Source organism: Allobosea sp. LjRoot237 (assembly GCF_964253285.1).
Taxonomy (GTDB): domain Bacteria; phylum Pseudomonadota; class Alphaproteobacteria; order Rhizobiales; family Beijerinckiaceae; genus Allobosea.
Genome location: NZ_CAXUQP020000001.1, coordinates 48,800 through 74,542, shown reverse-complemented (window position 1 = coordinate 74,542; position 25,743 = coordinate 48,800). Strand labels below are relative to the sequence as shown.

The following is a 25,743-nucleotide window of genomic DNA, read 5'->3' as shown; positions in this document are numbered from 1 at the left end:
CCGCTCCTCAGGCAGGAAGCGCACAATTGCCGAGCGGCCCGAGCTGGTTCATCCGCCGCTGCACCCGCCCCGCCGCTGCCTGCAGGGCCCGGCTCGGCCGCGACGGATTGCGCAGGATCGGGTTCGGCAGCGCCCCTGCGAGCCTGGCGGCCTCAGCCGGACTCAAGCGCGAGGCGGACTTGCCGAAATGGCGCTGGGCCGCGGCTTCCGCACCAAAGACGCCGTCACCCCATTCGGCAATGTTGAGATAGACCTCGATCACGCGCCGCTTCGGCCAGGCGAGATCGATCGCCAATGCCATCGGCAGCTCCAGCCCCTTGCGCAGATAGGAACGGCTCGGCCAGAGGAAGAGGTTCTTGGCCGCCTGCATGGTCAGCGTCGATGCGCCGCGGCTCGGCCCATCCTCGTCCTGCAGCACCGCGTTGAGCTCGCCCCAGTCGACGCCGCGATGCGAGCAGAAGCGCTGATCCTCCGAGGCGATCACGGCCCGGATCAGATGCGGTGAGATCTGCGCCAGCGGCACCCAGTCGCGCTCCACCGCCCGGAAGGTCAGCCAGCGGCCGATCATCAAGGTCGAAGGCGCTGGCACGAAGCGATAGAGCAGCAGCAAAGCGACGAAGACGACCAGCAACGCCATCACCAGCTGGATCAGCGCACGGACGATCCGTCCCGCGAGACTCCCGCGTCGCGGAGCCGCATTGTCAGCCATGCGCGTCATTCCCCCACGCTTGACGATTACGGCCGCCTCCGGCAAGCCCCGCGCGCCAAACTCCGCCAGCCAACGCGAGACGTGATCATGAGTTCCGTGGAACGGACCGCCCCCGCCGCGGCTTTGGCCAGCGCCCTGACGGAAACGGCGGTGGCGATCGAAGCCTTGCTCGAAGCACTGCTGCAGGACAAGCCCGAGGCCGGCGAGATCCATCGCCCCGCACGGTTGCTCGCGGCGATGCGCCATGGCGCGCTCGCCGGCGGCAAGCGCCTGCGGCCCTTCCTCGTCGTCGAAACGGCGAAGCTCTTCGGCGTGCCGGTCGAGCAGGCGTTGCGCGCTGGCGCCGCCGTCGAGCTCGCCCATTGCTATTCGCTGGTCCATGACGATCTGCCGGCCATGGACGACGACGACACCCGCCGCGGCCGCCCGACCGTGCACAAGGCCTTCGACGAGGCGACCGCGATCCTCGCCGGCGACGGCCTGCTGACGCTCGCCTTCGATGTCATCGCCGATCAAAGGACGCATCCGGACGGGGAGACGCGCGCCGCGATCATCCTGCAGCTCGCCCGTTCGCTCGGCCTTGGCGGCATGGTCGGCGGGCAGATGCTTGATCTCGCTGCCGAAGGGCGCTTCTCCGACGACGGCGCTCCGGGCAGGCTCAGCGAGGCCGAGATCCGCCGGATGCAGGCGATGAAGACGGGCGCACTGCTCGCCGGCAGCGTCCTGATCGGCGCCCGCCTCGGCCAGGCCGACGCGACGCGGATGGCCGCACTGGAGCGCTACGGCAAGTCGCTCGGCGCCGCCTTCCAGGTCGCGGACGACATCCTCGACATCGAGGCGAGCCCCGAGCAGATGGGCAAGGCGACTGCCAAGGACGACGCCAAGGGCAAGGCCACGCTCGTCGCGGCGCTCGGCCTTCCCGCCGCCAAGCGCGAGCGCGACCGGCTCAGCGAAGAGGCGATCATGGCACTCGCCGAGTTCGGGTCGGAGGCGGCGATGCTGCGCGCGGCAGCGGAATTCACCGCACAGCGCAAGAGCTGAGATTGGGGACTACCAATTGCAAACGGCCGGACAGGTCCCCTTCCAGATTGCTCACCTCCTCATTTCCCCCCGCACCGTCATCCCGGATGGAGCGAAGCGGAACTCCGGGATCCATCGTAGAGCTCCGGAGCCCTCCGATGGATCCCGGAGCTGCGCCGCTTCGCGGCTTGTCCGGGATGACGCAGGAGAGTGAGGGCAGCGCCCGACTTGGCCGGGCAGCGCAGGCTTCGCCGAGAACGGCCGCCCGACCTACACCGTGACCTGAGTGCCGACCTCGACGACACGACCGGTCGGGATCTGGAAGAAGTTGGTGGCGTCGGTCGCGCTCTTGGTCAGGCCGATATAGAGATTGTCCTGCCAGATCGGCATGCCCGATTGCGGGGACGCCTTGATCGAGCGGCGCGACAGGAAGAACGAGGTCGACATGATGTCGAACTTGAAGCCCTGCTTGCGCAGGATGGCCAGCCCCTTCGGCACGTTCGGGCTCTCCATGTAGCCGTAGATCATCTCGACCCGCCAGAAATCGTCGGTGATGCGGGAGAGCCTGACGCGCTCGCTCTCGGCGACGCGCGGCGTATCGGCCGAACGCACTGTCAGGATCACATTGCGCTCGTGCAGCACCTTGTTGTGCTTGAGGTTGTGCAGCAGCGAGGCCGGCGCGGTCTCCGGATCGCTGGTCAGGAACACCGCCATGCCCTTGACCCGGTAGGGCGGGCTCTTGGTCAGCATCCCCACAAGTTCGAGCAGCGGAACGTCGGTCTTGCGGGTCTTGTCGAACAGGATCTTGGTGCCGCGCACCCAGGTCCACATCAGGAGGACAAGCGCCATGGCGAACAGCACCGGCACATAGCCGCCGCTGAGCAGCTTCAAGAGGTTCGCCGAGAAGAAGGCGACGTCGATGATGAGGAAGGGCAGGATCACCGCCACAGCGGCCGCCAGACCCCAGCGCCAACCGCGCCAGATCACGATGAAGGCGAGCAGCGAGTCGACCAGCATCGCGCCGAACACCGAAATGCCATAGGCGTGCGAGAGGTTGGATGAGGTCTTGAAGGTCCAGACCAGCAGCAGCACCGTGAACAGCAGCAGCACGTTGATGCGCGGGATGTAGATCTGCCCGGAGGTGTGCTCGGAGGTGTGGCGGATCTCGAGGCGCGGCAAGAGGCCGAGCTGGATCGCCTGGCGGGTCAGCGAGTAGGCGCCGGTGATCACCGCCTGGCTCGCGATGATGGTCGCGAGCGTCGCCATGATCACCAACGGCAGGATCAGCGCCGGCGGTGCCAGCTTGTAGAACGGATTGTCGATCGCGGTCGGGTCGGACAGGATCAGCGCGCCCTGGCCGAGATAGTTCAGCCACAATGCCGGAAAGACCAGGTAGATCCAGGCGCTGCGGATCGGGCCGCGACCGAAATGACCCATATCGGCATAGAGCGCCTCGGCCCCGGTCACGGCGAGACAGGCGCCGCCGAGCACCGCGAGCGACAACCCGGGATGGTCGAAGAAGAAGCGCACCGCGTAATAGGGGTTGACCGAGGCGAAGACGCCGAGATCGTCCGAGATGTGATAGATGCCGAGGCCCGCCAATGTCAGGAACCAGATCATCATGACCGGGCCGAAGAAATTGGCGACCTTGCCGGTGCCGCGGCTCTGCACCAGGAACAGGGCGATCAGGATCACTGACGCGATGGTGATGACGTAATCGTCGAGCACCGGCGTCACCAGCTTCAGGCCCTCGACAGCCGAAAGCACCGAGATCGCCGGCGTGATCACGGCGTCGCCATAGAACAGCGCCGCGCCTGCCATGCCGAGAAACAGTACGATGCCGCCGCGGGCGCGCCCGAGCGCACGCTGCGCCAGCGCCACCAGGGTGAGCGTGCCGCCCTCGCCATTGTTGTCGGCCCGCAGCAGCAGCACGACATATTTCAGCGTGACCACGAAGACGAGCGACCACAGGATCAGCGAGAGCACGCCGATCACCGCCTCGCGCGGCAAGGGGCCGGCCAGCGTGACCGCTGCGCCGCCATGCCCACCGGAGGCCGCGCCGGTCGCAGCCAGGATCGTTTCACGCAGCGCGTAAAGCGGGCTGGTGCCGATATCGCCGTAGACGACACCCAGCGCACCCAGGGCGAGCGCGGCATAGCTCTGCGTGGAGTGGCCGTTGCCGGCCGGCTCGTCGAGTCCGAAGCGGTCACCGTCCGGCTTGGAGGCCGGCGGGTGCTGCTGGTCATGACCCATCAAGTCGCTCCGCGGGTGCTGCGATGCAGCGAAAAGGCCGGGGCCTCTAGCACGGCATGTCTCACAGGCAAAGACGCTAGAGCATATGCCGCAGTGGTGGGAGCCACTTTCGGTCGGCGATCACCTTGAATCGATTAGATCGTTGGAAGCGCCTATTCGGCCGCTGCGGCCCGGGCGCCGTAGCGCCGCTCGACGTAAGTCTCGACCATCGTCTTGAACTCGGCGGCGATGGCGGGCCCGCGCAAGGTCGCGACCTTCTTGCCGTCGACGAAGACCGGCGCGGTCGGAACCTCGCCCGTGCCCGGCAGCGAGATGCCGATATCGGCATGCTTCGACTCGCCGGGACCGTTGACGATGCAGCCCATCACCGCGACGTTGAGCGCCTCGATGCCGGGATAGCGCGTCTTCCACTCCGGCATGGAGGTCGAGATCCAGCTCTGGATGTCCATCGCCAGTTCCTGGAACACCGTCGAGGTGGTCCGTCCGCAACCCGGGCAGGCTGCGACCAGCGGCACGAAGGCGCGAAAGCCCATGGTCTGCAGCAATTCCTGCGAGGCTTTCACCTCGAGCGTACGGTCGCCGCCCGGTTCCGGCGTCAGCGAGAAGCGGATGGTGTCGCCGATCCCGTCCTGCAGAAGCACGCCGAGCGCCGCCGAGGAGGCGACGAGGCCCTTGGAGCCCATCCCGGCCTCGGTCAGGCCGAGATGGATGGCGTAGTCGCCGCGCTCCGCCAGCATGCGGTAGACCGCAATCAGATCCTGCACGCCCGAGACCTTGGCCGAGAGGATGATCTTGTCCTTGGCCAGCCCGATCTCCTCGGCGCGCTCGGCCGAGAACAGGGCCGACTGCACCATCGCCTCGCGCATCACCGCGCGCGCATCGAGCGGCTTGCGCGCCGCAGCGTTGACGTCCATCAGCGAGGTCAGCAATTCCTGGTCGAGCGAGCCCCAGTTCGCGCCGATCCGCACGCTCTTGCCGTGCCTGATCGCGAGCTCGACGATCTGACCGAACTGCTTGTCCTTCTTGTCCTTGAAGCCGACATTGCCGGGATTGATCCGGTATTTCGCCAGCGCCTGGGCGCAGGCCGGATGCTCGGTCAGCAGCTTGTGGCCGATATAGTGGAAATCGCCGATCAGCGGCACGTCGATGCCGAGGATGTCGAGCCGCTCGCGGATATGCGGCACAGCCGCCGCCGCCTCGTCGCGATCGACGGTGATGCGCACCAGCTCGGAGCCGGCACGGGCCAAAGCGGCAACCTGCCCGACCGTCGCTGGAATGTCGGCGGTGTCGGTATTGGTCATCGACTGCACGACGATCGGCGCGCCGCCGCCGACCTGCACATGGCCGACCATCACAGGCACGGTACGCTTGCGCGGGGCCGGCGCGGCCTCAGGCCCCTCGGGCAGGCAAATCAGCGGCTGGTCACTCATGGAAGGATCCGGATCCTTGGCCGGCAGCGGCTCGTCGCGGTTGCACTGCGCCCTCGGTCGATGATCGTCAAGCTATCCCAGCGTCGCGGCAGTGCTCGCAGCGCCCGACGATCTCGACCACCTGATAGGAGGTCTGGAAGCGCCGGCCCTCGGCCATGCCTTTGATCGCCTGACGCATGGCGGGCGAGGCATCCTCGTCGACGCCGCCGCAGATCTCGCAGATCAGGAATGCGACCGCCTCGTTGGCGCCATGGCCGTGCGGGCAGGCGATGAAGGCGTTGCGCGAGCTCAGGCGATGCACGAAGCCCTGCTCGACGAGGAAGTCGAGCGCCCGGTAGATCGAGATCGGCGCCAGCCGGCGCCCGCCCGGCGGCGAGATCCGGTCGGCGAGGTCATAGGCGCCGACCGGCTTGTGGTCGGCATAGAGCGCTTCCAGCGCCTTGCGCCGGATCGGCGTCAGCCGCAGGCCACGCTCGCGGCAGACCGCCTCGGCCCGCGCCAGGCCGGTGGCGGCGTGGCGCGAATGATCATGGGCATGCTGGCATTGGCCATGCGCGTGGTCGTGATCGTGATGGTCGCTCGCAGGCTGCATTTTCGTCATGTTGCGTTGCAATAGCACATCGGGCACCGTCCCGGTGACCGACGCTCCCTCGCTGGCGCAATGCCAGCCTCCGCCGGTAAGTTAAGCGTTCTCAGGCCAAATGTCAGGAGCCGCCCCATGTTCCTCAAGGACCGTACCGCCCTCGTCACCGGCTCCACCTCCGGCATCGGCCTCGCCTACGCCCGCGCGCTCGCCGCCGAGGGTGCCAATGTCGTGATCAACGGCTTCGGCGAAGCGGACGCGATCGAGAAGGAGCGCGCCGGCATCGAAAAGGACTTCAGGGTCAAGGCGCGCTACTCGGCGGCCAATATGATGAAGCCGGACGAGATCGCCGCCATGGTCGCCGAGGCCGAAAAGGAGTTCGGCGCGATCGACATCCTCGTCAACAATGCCGGCATCCAGCATGTCGCCCCGGTCGACGAGTTCCCGATCGAGAAATGGGACCAGATCATCGCGATCAACCTGTCCTCGGCCTTCCACGCCACCCGCGCCGCGCTGCCGAAGATGAAGGCGAAGGGTTGGGGCCGCGTCATCAACACGGCTAGCGCCCACGCCTTCGTCGCCTCGCCGTTCAAATCGGCCTATGTCGCCGCCAAGCACGGCATCGCCGGCTTCACCAAGACGGTGGCGCTCGAGGTCGCGACCAACGGCATTACCGTCAACGCGATCGCGCCCGGCTATGTCTGGACGCCGCTCGTCGAGAAGCAGATCCCGGACACGATGAAGGCGCGCAACATGACCAAGGAGCAGGTCATCAACGACGTGCTCCTGCTGGCCCAGCCGACCAAGGAGTTCGTCACCGTCGAGCAGGTCGCGGCGCTCGCCGTCTTCCTCTGCACCGACGCCGCCAAGTCGATCACCGGCACGACCCTGCCGATGGATGGCGGCTGGACCGCGGCATGACCGGCCGCAAGCGCCGGCGTGTTCCTCAGGTCAAGGGCCTGGCGGGGCCCAAGGCCGAGAAGTCGGTCAACCTCGCGCTCCAGGGCGGCGGCGCGCATGGCGCCTTCACCTGGGGCGTGCTCGACGCGATCCTCGCCGATGGCCGCCTCGCGATCGAGGCGATGACCGGCGCCAGCGCCGGCGCGATGAACGCGGTGGTGCTGACCGAGGGCTGGCTCGACGGCGGCATCGACGGCGCCCGCACCGCGCTGGAGAATTTCTGGCGCCGGATCAGCGTCGACGGCAAATATGGCGGCTCGGAGCGCTCGTTGCTCGACACCATGCTCGGCGCCTGGACGGATGGGCGCCCGCCGGGGCTGATCTGGTTCGAGCTTCTGTCGAAGGTGGCGAGCCCCTACGACGTCAATCCGCTCAACATCAATCCGCTGCGCGGCGTGATCGCCGACCTGATCGACTTCGACAAGGTCCAGGGCTGCGCTGACGTCAACCTGTTCATCTCGGCGACCAATGTCCGCACCGGCAAGATCAAGATATTCACCCGCGAGGAACTGACCGCCGACCATCTCATGGCCTCGGCCTGCCTGCCGATGCTGTTCCAGGCGGTCGAGATCGACGGGCAGGCCTATTGGGATGGCGGCTATATGGGCAATCCGCCGCTGTTCCCGTTGTTCTACGAAGCAAGCGGCGACGATATCATGCTCGTCCAGATCAACCCGCTTGAGCGTCGCGAATTGCCGACCAACGCCCGGGCGATCCAGGACCGGCTCAACGAGGTCACCTTCAATGCCTCGCTGCTGCGCGAACTACGCGCCATCGACTTCGTCAACCGCCTGCTCGATGACGGCAAGCTCTCGACCGGCGACTACAAGCGCGTGCTGATGCACCGGATCGATGGCGGCCTGCCGCTGGCGCAGCTGACCTCTTCCTCGCGCCTCAATTCCGAATGGAGCTTCCTGCTCAGCCTGCGCGACATGGGCCGCACCGCGGCGAAGCGCTGGCTGAAGCGCAACTATGCCGCCATCGGAGTCCAGGGGACCTTGGATCTGAAGGAAGCGATTTCGTAAGACGTGAGGCCGCTAATGCGGTAAAGGCGCGAGCTTGCAAGCCAAGGCGCATAACGGCAATCTCCGCCGGCCAAGACGCTCAGCGGGGGATGCCGCAGTGTCGTCTCGTCGGCAGCAGGACAAGGGAAGTCCAGGACTATGATCATCGACGATAGCAACGCCGACGCCCGCAAGATGCACGAGATCGCTCTGCTCCAGCGTCGGACCGGACTTCTCAATCGCCGGTCGTTCCTGGCCGGCTCGGCCGCCGGTCTCGGCGCGCTCGGGCTCGGCGGTTGTGCGACCTCCGACGGCATGAGCCTCGCCGAGGCGCAGAAGCTCTACGGCCCGGTGCCCGAGGAGAAATTCCCGATCCCCGCGATCGACGTCACCCATGTCGACCCGAAATATTTCCGCAAGACGGTTCGCTACGAGACCAAGGAAGCGCCTGGCACGGTCATCGTCGATCCCGGCAATTACTATGTCTATCGCGTCGAGGACGGCGGAAACGCGACCCGCTATGGCGCCAATGTCGGCCGCGACGGCTTCCGCTGGAAGGGCGACGCCTATGTCGGGCGCAAATCCGAATGGGCGACCTGGACACCGCCCAAGGAGATGATCAAGCGCCAGCCCGAGGCGGCCAAATACGCCCGCGGCATGCCGGGCGGCCTCGACAACCCGCTCGGCGCGCGCACGCTCCATCTCTACCAGAACGGCGCCTACACGCTCTACACGATCTATGCGTCCCTCGACGCGGAATCGATCGGAAACGGCATCACCAGCGGCTGCATCGGCCTGCTCACGCAGGACATGATCCACCTCTACAACAACACGCCGGTCAAGACGAAGGTGGTCGTCCTACCGGCCTGAGGCGGCGGCGTCAGACCATGGTCCGGGCGCTGCCGGTGTTGGCAGCGCAGGTTCCTCTCCCGTCTCAATTCCGAGCCCAATGGTCGATGGCGCAATAGACCGAATAGTCACGCTTGCCGCCATCGTCGGGCTGCATATCGCTTTTGCGGCAATCGCGCCTGGGCGTATTGTGGACCGCAGCCCTTCGACTTGAAGGGTGCCGGATCTTCCAATCGGGGAGGACGCCATGGGACGCAAATTCATTGACTGCCGTGAATTCCCGAGCGAGATGAACTGCTCAATCGCGATCGGTGCCGATACCGAAGGCGAACTTCTGGAGGCGGCTGTCCAGCATGCCGTCACGGTTCACGGGCATCAGGACACGCTCGAATTGCGGGATCTACTCAGGAGCGTCATCAAGGACGGCATTCCCCCGGAGAAAGTGCCGAGCCGGGCCGCCTGAGCGGGAGCCTACGCCCTCTACCGCCCCTCGCCCGCCAGTCGCCACACCGAGCTCTTCTTGATCTCGGCATCCTCCAGCGCCCGCGTCACCGGCACCTGATAGGTCGCGACTTCGACGAGCCTGTCCTTGGGCAGATAGCTGCGGCCGGGATCGCCGATCAGCACGGCCGCGCCGCGCTGCGAGAGCCCCGAAAGCCAGTCGATCACCCGCGCCGCAAGCTCGCGCTCATAGCAGATGTCGCCGGCAAGGATAACCTCCCAGCCCTGGTCGATGCCGACGAGATTATCCAGCCGCGCGTCGACGGAAACGCCGTTCGCCGCGGCATTGAGGCCGATCGCAGCTGCTGCGAATGCGTCGATGTCGGCCGCGATCACCTGGCCCGCCCCTGCCTTCGCCGCAGCGATGGCGACGAGGCCGGAGCCGCTGGCGAAATCGAGCACGCGCCGGCCGCTGACGATCTCCGGGTGGTCGAGAATATAGCGCGCGAGCGCCTGCCCGCCGGCCCAGGCGAAGGCCCAGAACGGCGGCGGCAGGCCGATCGTCGCCAGCTCGTCCTCGGTCTTCTGCCAGAGCTCGGTCGCCTCCTCGGCGACGTAAAGCGAGATCTCCGGCGCATGGGGCACCGGCAGCAGCCTTGTATGGCGGCGGATGAAAGCCAGCCGGTCGCTTCTCGCGTCGACCGCGCTCACGCGACCAGATCCGCCTGATGCTGCCCGAGCAGCGAGCGGTAGAGCGCCTTCACCCCGTCCATGACATCGCGCTCGGTATAGCCGGCGAGCAGCCGTTCGCGAGCGCTTGCGCCCATGCGCTCGACCTGACCGGGCGAAGAAGCGAGCGTCATCAGCGCCTGCGCCAGCGCGGCTATGTCGTTGGCCGGCACGACGAAACCGTCCTGGCCGGTGCGGACGAAGGAGCGGCAGCCCGGCACGTCGGTGGTCAGCAGCGCCCGCCCGCAGGCGGCGCCTTCCAGCAAAGTGCGTGGCAGGCCCTCGCCGCCGCGCGAGGGCAGGCAGCAGACATGGTGCTTGCGCCAGACATCCTCGATATCGCGCGTCGGCCCGGCCCAGTCGATCCCCGGCCGCGCCGACCATTCCCGCAGGGTCGCCTCCGGCACCGCCTTGGGGTTGGAGGGGTCGGGCGCGCCGTGCAGCGTCAGCTCGACCCGCGCACCCTGCTTGCGCGCCAGCGTCACGGCCTCGACCGCGAGGTCGACGCCCTTCGACCAGAGCATGCGGGCGACGAGCGCGACCTTGAGCGGTGGCTGCAGCGGCATCGGCTCGGGCATCAGGATCAGCGGATCGACGCCGGCACCACCGACGATCGCGACCTTGCCGGCATCGGCCGGATCGAGCCCCAGCGTCAGCGGGTCGTCCGGATTCTCGAACAGGAACCGGACCTGTGGCCCGTCGATCGCCTGGCGCAGCCAGAGCTTCGCCGCCAGCCGCGCCGCATCGGCCGCAGCGCCCTCGCGCGCACCGAGGAAGCCGAGCCCGGTCAGCGCGTAGACCCGCCGCTCGACCCCGGCGAGCCGCCCGGCAAGGCCGGCGAGCGCGATCGGCTTCAGCGCGATGCAGTGCAGGATATCGGGACGTTCCCGCTCGATCAGGCGCTTCAGCGCCATCACCTGCTTGACCAGCACGACCGGCGAGAGCGAGCGCCGCTCCGCCTCGAGCGCGATCAGCCTTGCGCCGGTCGCCTCGATGGCGCGCCTGTGGTTGCGCTCCCTCGCGATCACGGCGACGTCGAGGCCCATCTCGCCCGCGGCCCGCGCCATCGGCAGGAAATGCGAAGCGAAGAACCAGTCCTCGGTGGCGACGAAAAGCAGCTTCTGGCGGGCCATGCCGCGCATCAGGCCGATGCCGCCGGGAAAATCAAGCGCCAAGGACAGCACTCGGCAGGGCTGCCATGCCTTGCGGTTGCTGGACGCAAGGCGCCACGCTTGCGAGAAAGGGACGAAAGCTCACCGATAGCGAGACTGACAATGGATAATCGCAACGACCTCTGGCGCCATGTCGACGCCAACAAGCAGCGCTTCATCGAGCTGAGCGACCGGGTCTGGGCGATTCCCGAGGTCTGCTACACCGAGAAGCGCTCGGTCGCCGAGCATGTCGCCGAGCTGCAGCATCAGGGCTTCCGGATCACCGAGAATGTCGCCGACATCCCGACCGCGGTGATCGGCGAGGCCGGCGAAGGCGGCCCGGTCATCGCCTTTCTCGGCGAATACGACGCGCTGCCGGGTCTGAGCCAGGAAGCTGGCGTCGCCAAGCATAGCGAGATCGAGACCGGCGGCCATGGCCATGGCTGCGGCCACAACCTGCTCGGCTCGGCCGCGCTGCTGGCCGCGACCGCGATGAAGGACTGGCTCGCCGAGAACAAGCTGCCCGGCCGCGTGCGCTATTACGGCTGCCCGGCCGAGGAAGGTGGCGCCGCCAAGGCCTTCATGGTCCGCGCCGGCGCCTTCAAAGATGCCGACATCGCCATCTCCTGGCACCCGAGCAGCTTCTGGGAGGTCACTCCGCCGCTCTCGCTCGCCAACACCCGTGCCGATTTCATCTTCACCGGCCGCGCCTCGCATGCCGCTGCCTCGCCCGAACTCGGCCGCAGCGCCCTCGACGCCGTCGAACTGATGAGCGTCGGCGTCAACTATATGCGCGAGCACATGCCGAGCGACGCGCGCGTCCACTACGCCCTGCTCGACACCGGCGGCATCGCCCCCAACGTCGTCCAGGCCCATGCCCGCGTGCGCTATTCGATCCGCGCCCGCGACCTGCCAGGGATGCTCGAACTGGTCGGCCGCGTCAAAAAGATCGCCGAGGGCGCCGCGCTGATGACCGAGACGACGATGGAGATGAGGATCGTCAGCGCCGTCTCGAACGTCGTCGGCAACGGCCCGCTGGAAAAGGCGCTACAAGGCATCATGGAGGATCTCGGCCCGCCGCATTTCGACGACGCCGACAAGGAGTTCGCCAGGCAGATCCGCTCGACCCTGTCGCAGAAGGACATCGACGCGATCTGGCGCTCGATCGGCCTGCCGAAGACCGATGCCGAGCTCGCCGACTTCACCGTGCCGCTCGACGCTCCCCGCAATCCGGCGATCGGCTCGACCGATGTCGGCGACGTCAGCTGGGTCGTCCCGACCGTGCAGGCGCATGCGCCGACCGTCGCGATCGGCACGCCATTCCACACCTGGCAGGTGGTGGCGCAGGGTAAAATGCCGGCTGCGCACAAGGCGATGGTCCAGGTCGCCAAGGCGATGGCGGCGACCGGCGCGGCGGTGCTGACCGATCCCCAGCTGATGGCGGCCGCCAAGGCCGACTTCCAGAAGCGCGTCGCAGCCGATGGCGGCTATACCTCGCCCGTCCCCGCCGAGGTGAAGCCGCCATTGACCATGTCGACCGGCGGCTGAATCGTCCTCCGGTACGAAAAAAGCCCGCCGGGCGAACCGGCGGGCCAGGATGTCGGGCCGGGGAGGAAGGCCCTTTGGGAACTCAGTAATAAGTGCGGCAGACGCGGCGGGTGCCGACATATTCGCCGTAGTAGTTGACGCGGTCGACGAGCTGGCAGCGGCGGACCGGTGCGGGAGCATAAGCCGGGGCATAGCCGTCATCGTAGTAGCCATAGGCCGGGCCGCTGGCGGCGCCGGCGGCGAGAGCGCCGAGGGCGAGGGCACCGACGATGCCGGCTCCGATCGCGGCGCCGCGATAGCGCGGGCGGGCCTCGGCATCAGCGGCGAAAACGGAAGCGCCCAGCGCCAAAGCGGCGACGGCGGCGGCGAAGCTCTTCTTGGTGCGGGTCATGTTCATTCTCCGAATGGATAGCCGGGTGGCGAACTGCTCGCCATGCTGCGGACTTGTCGGTCGCAGGACCGGAATCGCGCGGTTCGCATAAAAAATTCTCGAAATGCCGTCAGGTTCCGCTCGGCACTCGCGAACGACAGCTTGCCGGCTGGCGCTGGATGTCGTCGGATCGGCCGCTTCAGGATGGAGAAACCGCTCCATGACGATCGGACGGCTCGCTCTCGCCATCGGCTTCGCAATCCTGCTCGCGCCGCCGCTGCGCGCCGAGCAATGGGCGAGCAGCTACACGGCCCACGATTACGCGAAATGCCGCAAGGACAAGGGCAATGGTGACCCCATCTCGGTGCATCGCTGCCCCGGCAAGGCGGGCCTCACCGTGACCTGGACCGCCGGCGACGATTCATCCGCGGTCGAGTTCGGCGCCAAGGCGCTGCAGGAGACGATCTCGGACAAGGCTGCCTTCTTCGAGGTCGGCAAGACGATCGAATGGCGTGGGCCCAAAGGAGGCCGGCCGCAGGCGGCGATCGTGCGCTATGCGACCGGCCAGAGCATCGGCAAGCTCGATGGCAGCCGGCTCGTCGTCTACCGGCTCGCGCCGGACGGCGCCTCCTGCATCATCGGCAGCGTCGATGCCCGCAAGTCGGACGCGAATGCCGCGGCCCGTCGCCTGGCCAACGAGAAAGCGGCGGGCTTCCGTTGCGGGCAGGACGCCCGCTCCGAGGATTGAACTCTCAGCCGTAGAGATATTTCGGCAGCCAGAGCGCGATGCCGGGGAAGACGTAGACCAGCACCATCGCCACCAGCACGATCCAGAGGAAGGGCATCACGCCCGAGAAGATCTGGTTGATGGTGACATGCGGTGGCGCGATGCCCTTGAGGTAGAACGGCGCCATCGCCACCGGCGGCGACAGGAACGAGGTCTGGATGTTCAAGGCGATCAGGATGCCGAAGAACAGCGGATCGATCTTGAAGAACTCCAGCAGCGGCAGGAAGATCGGCACGAAGATCACGATGATCTCGGTCCACTCCAAGGGCCAGCCGAGCACGAAGATGATGATCTGCGCAACGATCAGGAACATGGTCGGCGACAGGTTGAGCGCCGTGACCAGGTTCTTGATCGGCTCGTGGCCGCCGAGGATGGCGAAGATCGACGAGAAGATGAAGGAGCCGACGAAGAGCCAGCAGACCATGGCCGAGGTCCGCGCCGTCAGGATCACCGACTCCTTGACCTTGGTGAAGGAGAGCGAGCGATAGGCCGCCGCCAGGATAAGGCTGCCGAGCGAGCCGATCGCGGCTGCCTCGGTCGGTGTCGCCAGACCAAAGAAGATCGCGCCCAGCACCGACATGATCAGGATGGTGAGCGGAAAGAAGCTGGTCAGCAGCGCCCAGACCACCGTCGTCCACGGCACGTCGGTCTGCTCCTTCGGCAGCTTGGGCGCCAGCGCCGGGTTGAGCCAGCAGCGGATCAGCACATAGAGCATGTAGAGCCCGGCGAGCAGCAGGCCGGGGAACAGCGCCCCCGCATAGAGCTTCGGCACGGAAACGCCGGCGGTCGCGCCGTAGAGGATCAGCATCACCGAGGGTGGGATCAGGATGCCGAGGCAGCCGCCGGCGCAGACCACACCGGCCGAGAGCCTGACGTCATAGCCGGCGCGCAGCATCGCCGGGAAGGCGAGCAGCCCCATCAGCGTCACCACCGCGCCGACGATGCCGGTCGCGGTCGCGAAGATCGCGCAGGTCGCGAGCGTCGCGATCGCGAGCGAGCCTGGCACATTGCCGAGCGCGAGCTGGATCGAGTGGAACAGCTTGTCGAGGATGTTCGCCCGCTCGATGATGTAGCCCATGAAGATGAAGAGCGGGATCGAGACCAGGACGTCGTTGGCCATCACCGAATAGGTGCGCTGGACCACTAGGTTGAAGACGATGTCGCCCATCGCCCAGTAGCCGAAGCCGACACCGAGAGCCATCAGCGTGAAGGCGATCGGGAAGCCGAGCATGATGAAGAAGATGAACAGGACGAGCATCACCACGCCCAGTTCCGGATTGCCCATGCCCAGCATCAGATCGCTTTCCCCGCATCGGGCGCACCCTGCGCAGCCGCGGCCTGCTCGAGAATGAGCTTCTCGGTTTCCTCGACGTCGTGCAGCCGCTGCGGCCACTCGCCGGTGCGCAGGCAGATGATGCAGCGCGCCACCTCGGCCATGCCCTGCAGCGTCATCAGCGCGCCGGCAATCGGGATCAGCGACTTGAAATGGTAGAGCGGCGGCCCGTTCGGCGAGTTCGAGGAATGCTCGCCGATCATCCAGGAGAAGGCCGCGAATTTGTAGCCGGCCCAGGCGAGCGCGATGATGCCCGGGAAGAAGAAGAGAAAATAGAGCGCGAGATCGAGACGCGCCTGCGCCCGCGAACTCCAGGCGCGATAGAGGAAATCACCGCGGACATGGGCGTTGCGGGCGAGCGCATAGGGCCCGGCCAGCATGAACAATGTGCCATACAGGATGTAGCTGACGTCGAAGGCCCATTCGGTCGGCGCGCGCAGCACATAGCGGGCGAAGACCTCGTAGCTGATCGCCAGCGTCAGGATCAGGATCGTCCAGCCGGCGAGCTTGCCGATGGCCGTGTTGAACTTGTCGATCGCCAGGATCAGTCCCATGCGCACCTGCTGTTGCTTCTCGGGCAAAGAACGCCCGCCACCGGGGACGATGGCGGGCGCGGCGTTGTCGAGGGCGACGGCCTTCAGGTCTTGAAGAAGTGGTTGAAGGCGAGGTCGCGCGAGGGTTCGTTCAGACGCTGATAGGAGACGGTGCGCTTGACCCAGTCCTTCTGGCTGTCGACCACCTTCTTGAAGAAGGGGCTCTCGCCGCCGAGCTTCTCCAGCACCTTGTCCCAGGCGGCGAGCTGCGCCTTCAGGATCACCTCCGGCGTTGCGACGATGTTGACGCCCTTGCCCCGCAGCATTTCGAGATCCTTGGAATAGCGGTCGAGCGCCTTCCAGATCATGTCTGAGGAGGCCGATTCGGCCGAGTACTTGATGATCGCCTTCTGCTCGGGCGAGAGCGCGTCGAACTTGGTCTTGTTGAAGAGCAGCTCGAAGCTCTCCGCCGCCTGGTGGTAGCTCTGCAGCATGTAGACCTTGGCGACATCCTGGAAGCCCAGAATCGAATCCGAGGACGGATTGTTGAATTCGGCGCCGTCGATGACGCCGCGCTCCAGCGCCGGCACGATCTCGCCACCCGCGAGAATGGTGACGGCCGCGCCCATCTCGCGCATCAGGTCGGCGGCGAGGCCGACGGTGCGGTATTTCAGCCCCTTGAAGTCATCGGCGGTCTTCAGCTCCTTCTTGAACCAGCCGAGCGGCTGGCACGGCATCGGGCCGGAGAAGAAGCCGACCAGATTGAGCTTGAGCTGGTTCTGGACGAGATCGTTGTAGAGATCATAGCCGCCGCCGTGATTCATCCAGCCGAGGAAGTTGGTGGCGTCCCAACCCAGCGCTGGCGGCGTGCCGAACAGCGAGAACGCCTTGTTCTTGCCGTACCAATAGGCCGAAACGCCGTGGCCGCCATCCAGGATGCCGGCCGCGACCGCGTCCTGCATCTGGAAGGCCGGCACGACGGCGCCGGCGGCGAGCACGTCGACTTTCAGCCGCCCGCCTGACATGTCGTTGATGCGCTTGGCGAAATCTCCCGCGAATTCATGGAAGATATCCTTGGTCGGCCAAGTCGACTGGAACTTCCAGGTCACGGTCTGCGCCCGGCTCACTTGCGGCATGGCGATCGCGCCAGCGCCTGCAAGCCCGGCCACTTTGAGGAAATTGCGCCTATTGGCGCGTGTCTTCGTCTGCTCGGACGTCATGGTTCTCTCCCCGGAGAAACGGCGCCGTTGAAGCCGGCGTGCATTGTTTGCGGCTCTGAAGGCCGCCGGATTTCAGAGTTTCGGCGGCAGCGGGAGATAGCAAGCGGGAAGGTCGTTGCACTTTAGTTGCAGGCGGAACGGGTATTATTCCCAATGGGAACGAGTGCTGTTCCCTTGCGGAAAGAAATGGCAGGCGAACGCCTGCGTGCCAAAGAAAACGGCGCCGCACAAAGTGCGGCGCCGCCATCGATCGGACGAGCCTGATCGAGAATTCGTGTTCAGCGGCGCTTACCGGCGACCCGCATCTCCATGTACTGCACGGCTTCGAGCAGCACGCGACGCGGCCGCTCTGCATCGCGCTTGGCCTGCTCGGCCTTGCGCTGCACCTCGCGCTCGATCTCGGCCTGACGCTCGGCCTCCTCCTGGGCTGCACGCTCCAGGGCGGCGAGGCGCTCGGCTTCCAGGCGCTCCGCTTCCTTCTTGGCATCGCGCTCGGCCCGCGCGACGGCGATCGCCTCGCGCTCGGCCCGACGCTGCACCATCACCGGATCGTCCGGCCCGGGGCGCTTCTTGAAGCGCTCGAGCAGGGCCTTCTTCGCATTGGCGGAATTGGCCTGGCGGTCGGTGAAATGGCGGTCGTTCGGATTCTTCAAGGTTGGCCTTCAGGAGTTGCTCGGGCGAAAATGCCGCCCGCGCGCTGCAGATAAAGCAGCGCGCGGGGTTTTTGTAGTGAAATCAGCGCGGGGCGGCTGCGCCGGCAGCGCGGGGCTTGAGCACCTTCGGCTTCGGCGCGGCGATCAGACCTTCGCGCTGGGCCTGCTTGCGAGCGAGCTTGCGGGCGCGGCGGACAGCCTCGGCCTTTTCGCGGGCGCGCTGCTCGGACGGCTTCTCATAGGAGGCGCGGCGCTTCATCTCGCGAAACACGCCTTCGCGCTGCAATTTCTTCTTAAGAACGCGAATGGCCTGATCGACATTGTTGTCGCGCACGAGAACCTGCATCCGTGTCTCCAGCTTTGCAGGATGGAAGGAAAAAGGGCCAGGCTGAGCCCGACCCTTGATGAATTACGCGCCCCGGTAACAGAAATCAGCGGCCAACACCACCCCCGTTTTACCCCGTTTTGCGCATGGCGAGCCCGCATCGCCTCACGCCTCTTGGCATGGCATGACCCGCCATGCACCCTCGAGCTTCCCTTCGATCATCCCGGACACCATGGATTCCCAAGCCGCCAACGAGCTCTTTGCCCATATCCGCGTCGTCATCGGCATGGTGGTCGGCCTCGGCATCACAAGGCTACTCACCGGCCTCGCCCGGCTGATCCAGCATCCGAAGCGCTATCGGCTGTCGGCAATCCATCTGTTGTGGGTTTTTTCGCTGCTGGTCGAGCTCGCCTTGTTCTGGTGGTGGGAATTCGCGCTGTCCCGGCTGCCGAGCCTGACCTTCGGCACCTTCATCTTCCTGATCGTCTACGCGCTGACGCTCTTCCTGCTATGCGCGCTGCTGTTCCCGGACGATCTCGACGAATATGCCGATTACGAGGACTATTTCCTCAACCGCCGGCGCTGGTTCTACGGCCTCTTCGCGCTGACTTTCGTCCTCGACGTCGTCGATACCGCCCTCAAGGGCTCCGAGCGCTGGAGCCATTACAGCGCCGATTATCTTGTCCAGGTCCCGCTCGGCCTCGGGCTCTGCCTGCTCGCCTCGCTCTTCGCCAACAAACGCCTGCAGCTCGCAACGGCATCGCTCCACATCGCCTACCAAGCCTATTGGATCGTCCGGGTGCTCGGCGCGCCGGTATGACGAGCCTTTCCCGCGCGGGGCGTAGCGGCAATGCACCTGCGCTGCTTTACAATGCCGGCGATTTGGCCAAGGAACGGCGACAGGCACTATCTTGCCCGCCTTGAAGCCCGGTCCCGCCGTGAACCTGCCCGCCCTCGACCAGTTCCGCCGTATCGTCGTCAAGGTCGGCTCGTCCCTGCTCGTTGATCGCACGCAGGGGCGCTTGCGCCATGCCTGGCTCGCCGCGCTCGCCGAGGACCTCGCCGAATTGCACGGCCGCGGCGCCGACGTGCTCGTCGTGTCCTCCGGCGCAATCGCGCTCGGCCGCACCGTGCTGAAATTGCCGGCCGGCCCGCTCAAGCTCGAGGAAAGCCAAGCCTCCGCCGCAGTCGGACAGATCGCTCTTGCCCGCAATTGGGCAGAAGCGCTCGGCCATCACGGGCTCAATGCCGGCCAGATCCTGCTGACGCTCGCCGATACCGAGGAGCGCCGGCGCTACCTCAACGCCCGCGCGACGCTCGGGCGTCTGCTCGACCTGCGCGCCGTCCCGGTCATCAACGAGAATGACACGGTCGCGACCTCCGAGATCCGCTATGGCGACAATGACCGGCTCGCCGCCCGCGTCGCCACCATGGCCGGCGCCGACCTCCTGGTGCTGTTCTCCGACATCGACGGGCTCTATACCGCCCCGCCTTTGTCCAGCCCGGACGCCAGGCACATCCCGGTCATCCCGGCGATCACCCCGTCGATCGAGGCGATGGCCGGCGGCGCCGCCTCCGAGCTATCCCGCGGCGGCATGCGCACCAAGATCGAGGCCGGCAAGATCGCGACGGCTGGCGGCGCTCATATGCTGATCGCCGATGGCCGCTCCAAGAACCCGCTGCGCGCTGTCGCCGAAGGCGCCCGCTGCTCCTGGTTCCTCAGCGCCTCGACGCCCGCGACCGCACGCAAGACCTGGATCGCCGGCTCGCTCGAGCCGCGCGGCACGCTCCACGTCGACGACGGCGCCGCCCGGGCACTGCGTGGCGGCGCGAGCCTGCTGCCGGTCGGCGTGACCCGGATCGAGGGCGCCTTCAGCCGTGGTGATGCCGTGGTGATCCGTGCCGGCGACGGCAGCGAGCTCGGTCGCGGCCTCGTCGCCTATGATGCGGACGAGGCGGCGCGCGTGCTCGGCAAGGCCTCGCGCGATATCGAGGCAGTGCTCGGCTATCCCGGCCGCGCCGAGATGATTCACCGGGACGACATGGCGCTGCGCCTCGGCTACGATCCGGGCGTGTGAGGAAACTTCAGGCCGCAATGACCAGCGAAAGCGCCAGGCGCCCCCCCGCGCCCGACAATGAGAACGGCGGCGTCGCCGCGCTGATGAGCGCGCTCGGCCGAGGCGCACGCGCCGCGGCGCGCCGGGTCGGTACCGCCCCGGCTGAGCAACGTGACCGTGCGCTCGCGGCCACGGCGGTCGCCTTGCGCGAACGCGCCCCGGCGATCCTCGCCGCCAATCGTCAGGATCTCGCCGACGCGCACGCCGCCGGCCTCGCTGCCTCCTTCATCGACCGGCTCACCCTCGATGATGTCCGTCTGGAGGCGATCGCCCAGGCGGTCGCCGACATCGCCGCCCTGCCCGATCCGGTCGGCCGCGTATTGGCGAGCTGGACTCAGCCCAACGGCTTGTTCTTCGAGCGCGTCGCCACGCCGCTCGGCGTCGTCGCCGTGATCTTCGAGAGCCGCCCCAACGTCACGGCGGACGCCGGCGCGCTCTGCCTGAAGAGCGGCAACGTCGCGATCCTGCGTGCCGGCTCCGACAGCTTCCGCACCTCGAGCGAGATCGCCACCGCCATGCAGGACGGGCTTGGCGCCGCCGACCTGCCGCGCGAGGCGATCCAGCTCGTGCCAAGCCGCGACCGCGCCGCCGTCGGCGAAATCCTCAAGGGGCTCGATGGCGCTATCGACGTGGTCGTGCCGCGTGGCGGCAAGAGCCTCGTAGCGCGCGTGCAGAAGGAAGCGCGCGTGCCGGTCTTCGCCCATCTCGACGGCAACTGCCATGTCTATGTCCATGCGCAGGCTGACCTCGCCATGGCTCGCTCGATCCTGCTCAACGCCAAACTGCGCCGCATCGGCGTCTGCGGCGCCGCGGAGACGCTCCTGGTCGACGAAACCTGTGCCGCGACGCATCTGCAGCCACTGGTGGCCGCCCTGCTCGACGAAGGCTGTGCCGTACGCGGCGATACGGCGGCGCAAGGCGTCGATCCGCGCGTCACCCCGGCGAGCGAGGAGGATTGGCGCACCGAATATCTCGACCGCATCATCGCGGTGAAGGTCGTGCCGGGCCTCGACGCCGCGATCGCTCATATCGAGACCTACGGCTCGCATCATACCGAGGCGATCGTGACGGGGGACGAGGCCGCCGCCACCCGCTTCCTCGCCGAGGTCGATTCGGCGATCGTCCTGCACAATGCCTCGACCCAGTTCGCCGATGGTGGCGAGTTCGGCTTCGGTGCCGAGATTGGTATCGCCACAGGCCGCATGCATGCGCGCGGCCCCGTCGGTGTCGAACAGCTCTGTTCCTTCAAATATCGGGTCCATGGCCGGGGTCAGGTCCGACCGTGAGCGCCGAGGAGCTGCGCCTGCCGCCGCACGCACCCGGCCTGCGCATCGGGCTGTTCGGCGGCACCTTCAACCCGGCCCATGACGGCCATCGCATGGCGAGCCTCACCGCCTTGCGCCGGCTCCAGCTCGACCGGGTCTGGTGGCTGGTCACCCCCGGCAACCCCTTGAAGGACAACCACGCCTTGCCGCCGCTGACGCAGCGCATCGCGACCGCTCGCGCGCTTGCCGACCACGGCCACATCAATGTCACCGGCATCGAGGCGACCTTGCGCACCCGCTACACCGCCGACACGCTGCGCCAGCTGAAGCGCCGTTGCCCGGGTGTTCGCTTCGTCTGGATCATGGGCTCGGACAACCTGGCGAATTTCCACCGCTGGAACGAATGGCGCGCCATCGCCAGGATGATGCCGATCGCGGTGATCGACCGGCCGGGCTCGACCCTTCACTCGGTCGCCTCCCCCGCCGCCAATTGGATGGCGCGCTGGCGCTTGCCGGAGAACCAGGGCGCCGCCCTGCCGGTGCGGACGCCGCCCGCCTGGATCTTCCTGCACGGGCGTCGGTCCGAGCTGTCCTCGACCTATCTGCGCGAGCTCGCCGAAAGCAATTGAACTCAACCCCTCCGACGCTTAAATTGGGGGTGTCGCGCTGTGAGCGCGTCGTCACGTGAGGATACGACTCTGGACCGTCAATCGATCGGCGAAGCTGCCATCACGCCGCTTCCCCCGGCTGCCCTGACCGACAACCCGGCCGCGTCCAGCATTGCGCTCGCGCTCCAGGTTCTGGACGACATGAAGGCCGAGGACGCCACCGTGATCGACCTGGTCGGCAAGACCTCGCTGGCTGACGCCATGATCATCGCTTCCGGCCGGGTCAACCGTCACGTCGCCTCGATCTCCGATAGCCTGGTCGAAGCCTTCAAGAAGGCTGGCCACGAGACGCCGAGGGTCGAAGGCTTCCCCGCCTGCGACTGGGTGCTGATCGATACCGGCGACCTGATCATCCACGTCTTCCGTCCGGAAGTGCGCCAGTTCTACAATCTCGAGAAGATGTGGGGCGCCGACCGGCCGCGCGAGCGCCTCGACGGCTAACCCCTAGTTTTCGTGCGCCTTTCGGTCATCGCCGTCGGCCGCCTCAAGGATGGGCCGGAGCGCGATCTTTGCGCCCGCTATCAGGAACGCGCCCAGGGTCTCGCCCGTGGACTCGGCCTGAGCGGGCCTGATGTCGTCGAGCTTGCCGAAAGCCGCGGCCGCCGTACCGAGGAGCGCCGCCGCGACGAGGCCAGGCTGATCGCCGAGCGCCTGCCTCCTTCCGGGCTCGTCATCGCCCTGGATGAACGCGGCAAGAGCCTGGACAGCGACACATTCGCCAACAGGCTCGCCATGGCGCGCGACGCCGGGACCCCGGCCGCGACCCTGCTGATCGGCGGGGCCGACGGGCTCGATGCCGGGCTGCGCGAGCGTGCCACGCTGGTGCTCTCGTTCGGCGCGCTGACCATTCCGCACCAGATCGTCCGGGCTCTCGTACTCGAACAGCTCTATCGGGCAATGACGATCATGGCCGGCCACCCTTATCATCGGGCATGACCCGCCCCTTCCGGCTGATTCGGATTTCGCGCGCGCTCCGGCCCTGGCCGGCGCTGCTTTGCGCTTGCCTCGCCGGCAGCACCGTCATGGCTCAGACGGCTCCCACACCCGAATCGGAGCAGACCGCCCGCGAGACCGAGCAGAAGCGCGAGGAGAAACGCGCCCGTGAGGCCGAGCTCAAGGCGATCGAGGAGCGGCTTGCCGGCAGCGCCGAGGCCCGCGCCAGGCTGGAAGCCGAGATCGCCGGCATCCGCGCCGACCGGACCAAGCTCAACCAGGCCCTGCTCGATACCACCGCCCGCACGCAAGGCGCCGAAGGCCGCATCGCCGGGCTCGAACAGCGCCTTTCCCTGCTGCAGACCAGCGAGACCGCGATCCGGCGCTCGCTGGAAAGCCGGCGCGGCCTGATCGGCGAGGTGCTGGCTGCGCTGCAGCGCATCGGCCGCCGGCCACCGCCGGCGGTACTGGTCCGGCCAGAGGATATCCTCGAAGCGGTGCGCGCCTCGATGCTGCTCGGCGCGGTCGTGCCCGATCTGCGCCAGGAGATCGCGATCCTCGGGACCGACCTTGCCGAACTGGTGCGCCTGCGCGAGCGCATCGCCGAGGAGCGCAAGGCGATCGCCGGCGAGATGGAGGGATTGGCCGGCGAGCGCCAGCGCCTCGCCTCCCTGATCGAAGCCAGGCGCAGCCGCGAGGCAAGCGCCACCCAGGACATCGAGGCGCAGCGCGCCACAGGCAGTGAACTCGCAACACAGGCGAAAACCCTGCGCGATCTCGTCGAGCGGATCGAAAAGGACATCTCCTCCGCCACCCGCGCCGCCGAAGCCGCCCGCCGCGCACTCGAGGCCGAGACGCAGGAGCAGCGCCAGCGCATGGCCCAGCTCGCCTTCCGCGATCCCGCCCGACTCGCCCCCAAGGCGGCCTTCCAGGAATTGCGCGGCATGCTGCCCCTGCCGGTCGCCGGTTCACAATTGCGTGGATTTGGGTCGAGCGATGAAGTTGGCGCCCCAACGCGCGGAATTTCGCTTTCCACCCGCCCAAATGCCGTGGTTTCGTCACCTTCGGATGGCTGGGTGGTCTATGCGGGGCAGTTCCGCTCCTTTGGCCAACTCTTGATCCTCAATGCCGGCAATGGTTACTATGTTCTTCTGGCAGGCATGCAGCGCATCGATGTTTCGCTGAACCAGTTTGTGCTGGCTGGAGAGCCGGTTGCGGTGATGGGCGAGACTGCGGAAGCGGCCGCGACGAATGTGGGAGCGGGGACCGGTGAGCCGGTCCTCTATATCGAGTTCAGGAAAGACGGCGTCTCGATCGATCCGACGCCGTGGTGGACGAAATCGCAAAGCGAAAAGGTTCGCGGATGATGCGCAAGGTTTCTCTCGTTCTGGTCGGCGCCATCGCCGGCGCGGGCCTCACTGGTGTCGCGACGCAGACGAGGCTGTTCTCCTCGACCAGCGCGGTCGCGGCCTCGGCCGAGGTTTATCGCAGCCTCAATCTGTTCGGCGATATCTTCGAGAAGATCCGCACCGACTATGTCGAGAAGCCGGATGAGCAGAAGCTGATCGAGGCCGCGATAAACGGCATGGTCTCGTCGCTCGATCCGCACTCGGCCTATCTCGACGCCAAGAGCTTCCGCGACATGGATATCGACATGCGCGGCCAATTCGGCGGACTCGGCATCGAGGTGACGATGGAGGACGGTGTCCTCAAGGTCGCCAAGCCGATTCGCGACACGCCCGCCTCCAAGGCCGGCATCCTGGCCGGCGACATGATCCGCCAGATCGACGGCGACGAGGTCAAGGGCCTCAGCCTCAACCAGGCCGTCGAGAAGATGCGCGGCATCATCAACACGCAGGTGAAGCTCAAGATCGAGCGCCCCGGCAAGACCGAGCCGCTGGAATTCACCCTGACCCGGTCCAACATCGTCGTGCCGGCGGTCGAGGAACGCGTCGAGACCGATGTCGGCTATATCCGCATCGGCACCTTCAGCGAGCAGACCTATGAGGGCCTGCGCAAGGCGCTAGACAAGGTCAATGCCGAGATCGGCTTCGACAAGGTCAAGGGCTACGTCATCGACCTGCGCAACAACCGCGGCGGGCGGCTCGACCAGTCGGTGCTGGTCTCCGACGCCTTCCTCGACCGCGGCAAGATCGTCTCGACGCGCGGCCGCAATGCCGAGGAGACCCAGGTCTTCAACGCCAAGTCGGGCGACCTGACCAAGGGCAAGCCGGTCGTCGTGCTGATCAACGGCTCCTCGGCCTCCGCCGCCGAGATCGTCGCCGGCGCCCTGCAGGACCACAAGCGCGCCACCGTCATGGGCTCGCGTTCCTTCGGCAAGGGCTCGGTGCAGACCGTCATCCGCCTCGGCGACAATGGCGGCCTCAGACTGACCACGGCGCGCTACTACACCCCGTCCGGCAACTCGATCCAGGCCAAGGGCATCACGCCCGACATCGAGATCATCCAGGACGTGCCGGCCGAGCTGAAGGAAAAGATCGAGAACAAGGGCGAGGCCTCGCTCAAAGGCCATCTGCGCAATGGCGATGGCAAGGAGGAACAGGCCGGTTCGCCGTCCTACGTCCCGATCGACCCTGCCAAGGACACCCAGCTCGCCGCGGCGCTCAACCTGCTGCGCGGCAAGAAGGACGTGGCATTGCCTGCCACTCCTGCTCCCGCCCCGACCCCCGCGCCCGCTCCGGAGGCAGGGAAGACAGACTGAGCAAGTCAGACTGATCCGCTGGACTTTCCCGCCCGGCAACTCGGCACTTGTGCAACGGCCGCAGGAGATTGTTTTCCCTGCGGCCGATTGGCGATTGATTCCGGCCTGAATCATCCGACTCTAGCGCTGCGAACTGATTC

General features: G+C 66.8%; 27 protein-coding genes. 15 read left to right on the top strand and 12 right to left on the bottom strand.

What is annotated here, in order from left to right; genetic code table 11:
• Positions 1 to 7: 7 nt before the first annotated feature.
• Positions 8 to 709: a monofunctional biosynthetic peptidoglycan transglycosylase gene (mtgA, locus tag ACSQ24_RS00335; protein WP_436092772.1), complete on the bottom strand. Its 702-nt coding sequence runs from the start codon at positions 707 to 709 to the stop codon at positions 8 to 10.
• Positions 710 to 796: 87 nt separating this feature from the next.
• Here mtgA and ACSQ24_RS00330 point away from each other — a divergent pair, with 87 nt between their 5' ends.
• Positions 797 to 1,750, top strand: a complete 954-nt coding sequence (locus tag ACSQ24_RS00330) for a polyprenyl synthetase family protein (protein ID WP_436092771.1) — start codon at positions 797 to 799, stop codon at positions 1,748 to 1,750.
• Positions 1,751 to 1,999: 249 nt separating this feature from the next.
• Here the strand turns inward: ACSQ24_RS00330 and ACSQ24_RS00325 are convergent, their stop codons facing one another.
• From ACSQ24_RS00325 to ACSQ24_RS00315, 3 genes are all read right to left on the bottom strand, one after another.
• Positions 2,000 to 3,982: a potassium transporter Kup gene (locus tag ACSQ24_RS00325; protein WP_436092770.1), complete on the bottom strand. Its 1,983-nt coding sequence runs from the start codon at positions 3,980 to 3,982 to the stop codon at positions 2,000 to 2,002.
• 152 nt (positions 3,983 to 4,134) lie between these two features.
• Positions 4,135 to 5,412 carry a flavodoxin-dependent (E)-4-hydroxy-3-methylbut-2-enyl-diphosphate synthase gene (ispG, locus tag ACSQ24_RS00320; protein ID WP_436092769.1) on the bottom strand — a complete coding sequence of 426 codons (1,278 nt, stop codon included), beginning with the start codon at positions 5,410 to 5,412 and terminating at the stop codon, positions 4,135 to 4,137.
• A gap of 67 nt (positions 5,413 to 5,479) precedes the next feature.
• Positions 5,480 to 6,013 (bottom strand): transcriptional repressor, encoded by a 534-nt coding sequence (locus tag ACSQ24_RS00315; protein WP_436092768.1) that lies wholly within the window; start codon positions 6,011 to 6,013, stop codon positions 5,480 to 5,482.
• A gap of 117 nt (positions 6,014 to 6,130) precedes the next feature.
• Between ACSQ24_RS00315 and ACSQ24_RS00310 the strand changes: the two genes are divergently transcribed.
• The 4 genes from ACSQ24_RS00310 (at position 6,131) to ACSQ24_RS00295 (ending at position 9,271) form a co-directional block, all read left to right on the top strand.
• A complete protein-coding gene (locus ACSQ24_RS00310; RefSeq protein WP_436092767.1) occupies positions 6,131 to 6,916 on the top strand; it encodes a 3-hydroxybutyrate dehydrogenase in 786 nt (261 codons plus the stop codon).
• The gene (locus ACSQ24_RS00305; RefSeq protein ID WP_436092766.1) at positions 6,913 to 7,980 is read left to right on the top strand and encodes a patatin-like phospholipase family protein; all 1,068 of its coding nucleotides are present in this window, start codon (positions 6,913 to 6,915) and stop codon (positions 7,978 to 7,980) included. Before ACSQ24_RS00310 ends, ACSQ24_RS00305 begins: the two co-directional genes overlap by 4 nt.
• A gap of 138 nt (positions 7,981 to 8,118) precedes the next feature.
• On the top strand, positions 8,119 to 8,829 hold the full coding sequence (locus ACSQ24_RS00300; RefSeq protein ID WP_436092765.1) for a L,D-transpeptidase: 711 nt from the start codon (positions 8,119 to 8,121) through the stop codon (positions 8,827 to 8,829).
• Between the two features lie 226 nt (positions 8,830 to 9,055).
• On the top strand, positions 9,056 to 9,271 hold the full coding sequence (locus tag ACSQ24_RS00295) for a DUF1059 domain-containing protein (RefSeq protein ID WP_436092764.1): 216 nt from the start codon (positions 9,056 to 9,058) through the stop codon (positions 9,269 to 9,271).
• Between the two features lie 17 nt (positions 9,272 to 9,288).
• Here ACSQ24_RS00295 and ACSQ24_RS00290 read toward each other — a convergent pair whose 3' ends face one another.
• Positions 9,289 to 9,960: a class I SAM-dependent methyltransferase gene (locus ACSQ24_RS00290; RefSeq protein ID WP_436092763.1), complete on the bottom strand. Its 672-nt coding sequence runs from the start codon at positions 9,958 to 9,960 to the stop codon at positions 9,289 to 9,291.
• Entirely contained in the window at positions 9,957 to 11,120 is a 1,164-nt protein-coding gene (locus ACSQ24_RS00285) for a glycosyltransferase family 4 protein (RefSeq protein ID WP_436097789.1), read from the bottom strand. The genes ACSQ24_RS00290 and ACSQ24_RS00285 overlap by 4 nt, the downstream gene beginning before the upstream one ends.
• A gap of 132 nt (positions 11,121 to 11,252) precedes the next feature.
• Between ACSQ24_RS00285 and ACSQ24_RS00280 the strand changes: the two genes are divergently transcribed.
• A complete protein-coding gene (locus ACSQ24_RS00280) occupies positions 11,253 to 12,677 on the top strand; it encodes a M20 family metallopeptidase (protein ID WP_436092762.1) in 1,425 nt (474 codons plus the stop codon).
• An 82-nt stretch (positions 12,678 to 12,759) separates the two neighbouring features.
• Here the strand turns inward: ACSQ24_RS00280 and ACSQ24_RS00275 are convergent, their stop codons facing one another.
• A complete protein-coding gene (locus ACSQ24_RS00275; protein ID WP_436092761.1) occupies positions 12,760 to 13,068 on the bottom strand; it encodes a hypothetical protein in 309 nt (102 codons plus the stop codon).
• Positions 13,069 to 13,267: 199 nt separating this feature from the next.
• Between ACSQ24_RS00275 and ACSQ24_RS00270 the strand changes: the two genes are divergently transcribed.
• Positions 13,268 to 13,795, top strand: coding sequence for a hypothetical protein (locus ACSQ24_RS00270; RefSeq protein ID WP_436092760.1), 528 nt, complete (start codon positions 13,268 to 13,270; stop codon positions 13,793 to 13,795).
• A 4-nt stretch (positions 13,796 to 13,799) separates the two neighbouring features.
• On the opposite strand, the gene ACSQ24_RS00265 is transcribed toward ACSQ24_RS00270, so the two are convergent.
• The 5 genes from ACSQ24_RS00265 to rpsU all read right to left on the bottom strand — a co-directional run bounded on the left by ACSQ24_RS00265 (position 13,800) and on the right by rpsU (position 17,919).
• Complete coding sequence (locus tag ACSQ24_RS00265) at positions 13,800 to 15,119, bottom strand: TRAP transporter large permease (protein WP_436097788.1); 1,320 nt, start codon at positions 15,117 to 15,119, stop codon at positions 13,800 to 13,802.
• Between the two features lie 8 nt (positions 15,120 to 15,127).
• A complete protein-coding gene (locus ACSQ24_RS00260) occupies positions 15,128 to 15,721 on the bottom strand; it encodes a TRAP transporter small permease subunit (protein WP_436092759.1) in 594 nt (197 codons plus the stop codon).
• A gap of 83 nt (positions 15,722 to 15,804) precedes the next feature.
• Entirely contained in the window at positions 15,805 to 16,920 is a 1,116-nt protein-coding gene (locus tag ACSQ24_RS00255; protein WP_436092758.1) for a TRAP transporter substrate-binding protein, read from the bottom strand.
• Between the two features lie 278 nt (positions 16,921 to 17,198).
• On the bottom strand, positions 17,199 to 17,573 hold the full coding sequence (locus ACSQ24_RS00250; RefSeq protein WP_436092757.1) for a DUF6481 family protein: 375 nt from the start codon (positions 17,571 to 17,573) through the stop codon (positions 17,199 to 17,201).
• Between the two features lie 82 nt (positions 17,574 to 17,655).
• Positions 17,656 to 17,919, bottom strand: a complete 264-nt coding sequence (gene rpsU, locus ACSQ24_RS00245) for a 30S ribosomal protein S21 (RefSeq protein WP_110489825.1) — start codon at positions 17,917 to 17,919, stop codon at positions 17,656 to 17,658.
• Positions 17,920 to 18,130: 211 nt separating this feature from the next.
• Here rpsU and ACSQ24_RS00240 point away from each other — a divergent pair, with 211 nt between their 5' ends.
• From ACSQ24_RS00240 to ACSQ24_RS00205, 8 genes are all read left to right on the top strand, one after another.
• A complete protein-coding gene (locus ACSQ24_RS00240) occupies positions 18,131 to 18,718 on the top strand; it encodes a hypothetical protein (protein ID WP_436092756.1) in 588 nt (195 codons plus the stop codon).
• A gap of 118 nt (positions 18,719 to 18,836) precedes the next feature.
• Complete coding sequence (gene proB, locus ACSQ24_RS00235; protein ID WP_436092755.1) at positions 18,837 to 19,976, top strand: glutamate 5-kinase; 1,140 nt, start codon at positions 18,837 to 18,839, stop codon at positions 19,974 to 19,976.
• Between the two features lie 83 nt (positions 19,977 to 20,059).
• The gene (locus ACSQ24_RS00230) at positions 20,060 to 21,301 is read left to right on the top strand and encodes a glutamate-5-semialdehyde dehydrogenase (RefSeq protein WP_436097787.1); all 1,242 of its coding nucleotides are present in this window, start codon (positions 20,060 to 20,062) and stop codon (positions 21,299 to 21,301) included.
• Entirely contained in the window at positions 21,298 to 21,909 is a 612-nt protein-coding gene (locus ACSQ24_RS00225) for a nicotinate-nucleotide adenylyltransferase (protein ID WP_436092754.1), read from the top strand. Before ACSQ24_RS00230 ends, ACSQ24_RS00225 begins: the two co-directional genes overlap by 4 nt.
• A 99-nt stretch (positions 21,910 to 22,008) precedes the next feature.
• The gene (gene rsfS, locus ACSQ24_RS00220) at positions 22,009 to 22,389 is read left to right on the top strand and encodes a ribosome silencing factor (protein ID WP_436097786.1); all 381 of its coding nucleotides are present in this window, start codon (positions 22,009 to 22,011) and stop codon (positions 22,387 to 22,389) included.
• A 12-nt stretch (positions 22,390 to 22,401) separates the two neighbouring features.
• Positions 22,402 to 22,884, top strand: a complete 483-nt coding sequence (gene rlmH / locus ACSQ24_RS00215) for a 23S rRNA (pseudouridine(1915)-N(3))-methyltransferase RlmH (RefSeq protein ID WP_436092753.1) — start codon at positions 22,402 to 22,404, stop codon at positions 22,882 to 22,884.
• 86 nt (positions 22,885 to 22,970) lie between these two features.
• Complete coding sequence (locus tag ACSQ24_RS00210; protein WP_436092752.1) at positions 22,971 to 24,248, top strand: murein hydrolase activator EnvC family protein; 1,278 nt, start codon at positions 22,971 to 22,973, stop codon at positions 24,246 to 24,248.
• Positions 24,248 to 25,603, top strand: coding sequence for a S41 family peptidase (locus ACSQ24_RS00205; protein WP_436092751.1), 1,356 nt, complete (start codon positions 24,248 to 24,250; stop codon positions 25,601 to 25,603). Before ACSQ24_RS00210 ends, ACSQ24_RS00205 begins: the two co-directional genes overlap by 1 nt.
• Positions 25,604 to 25,743: the final 140 nt, after the last annotated feature.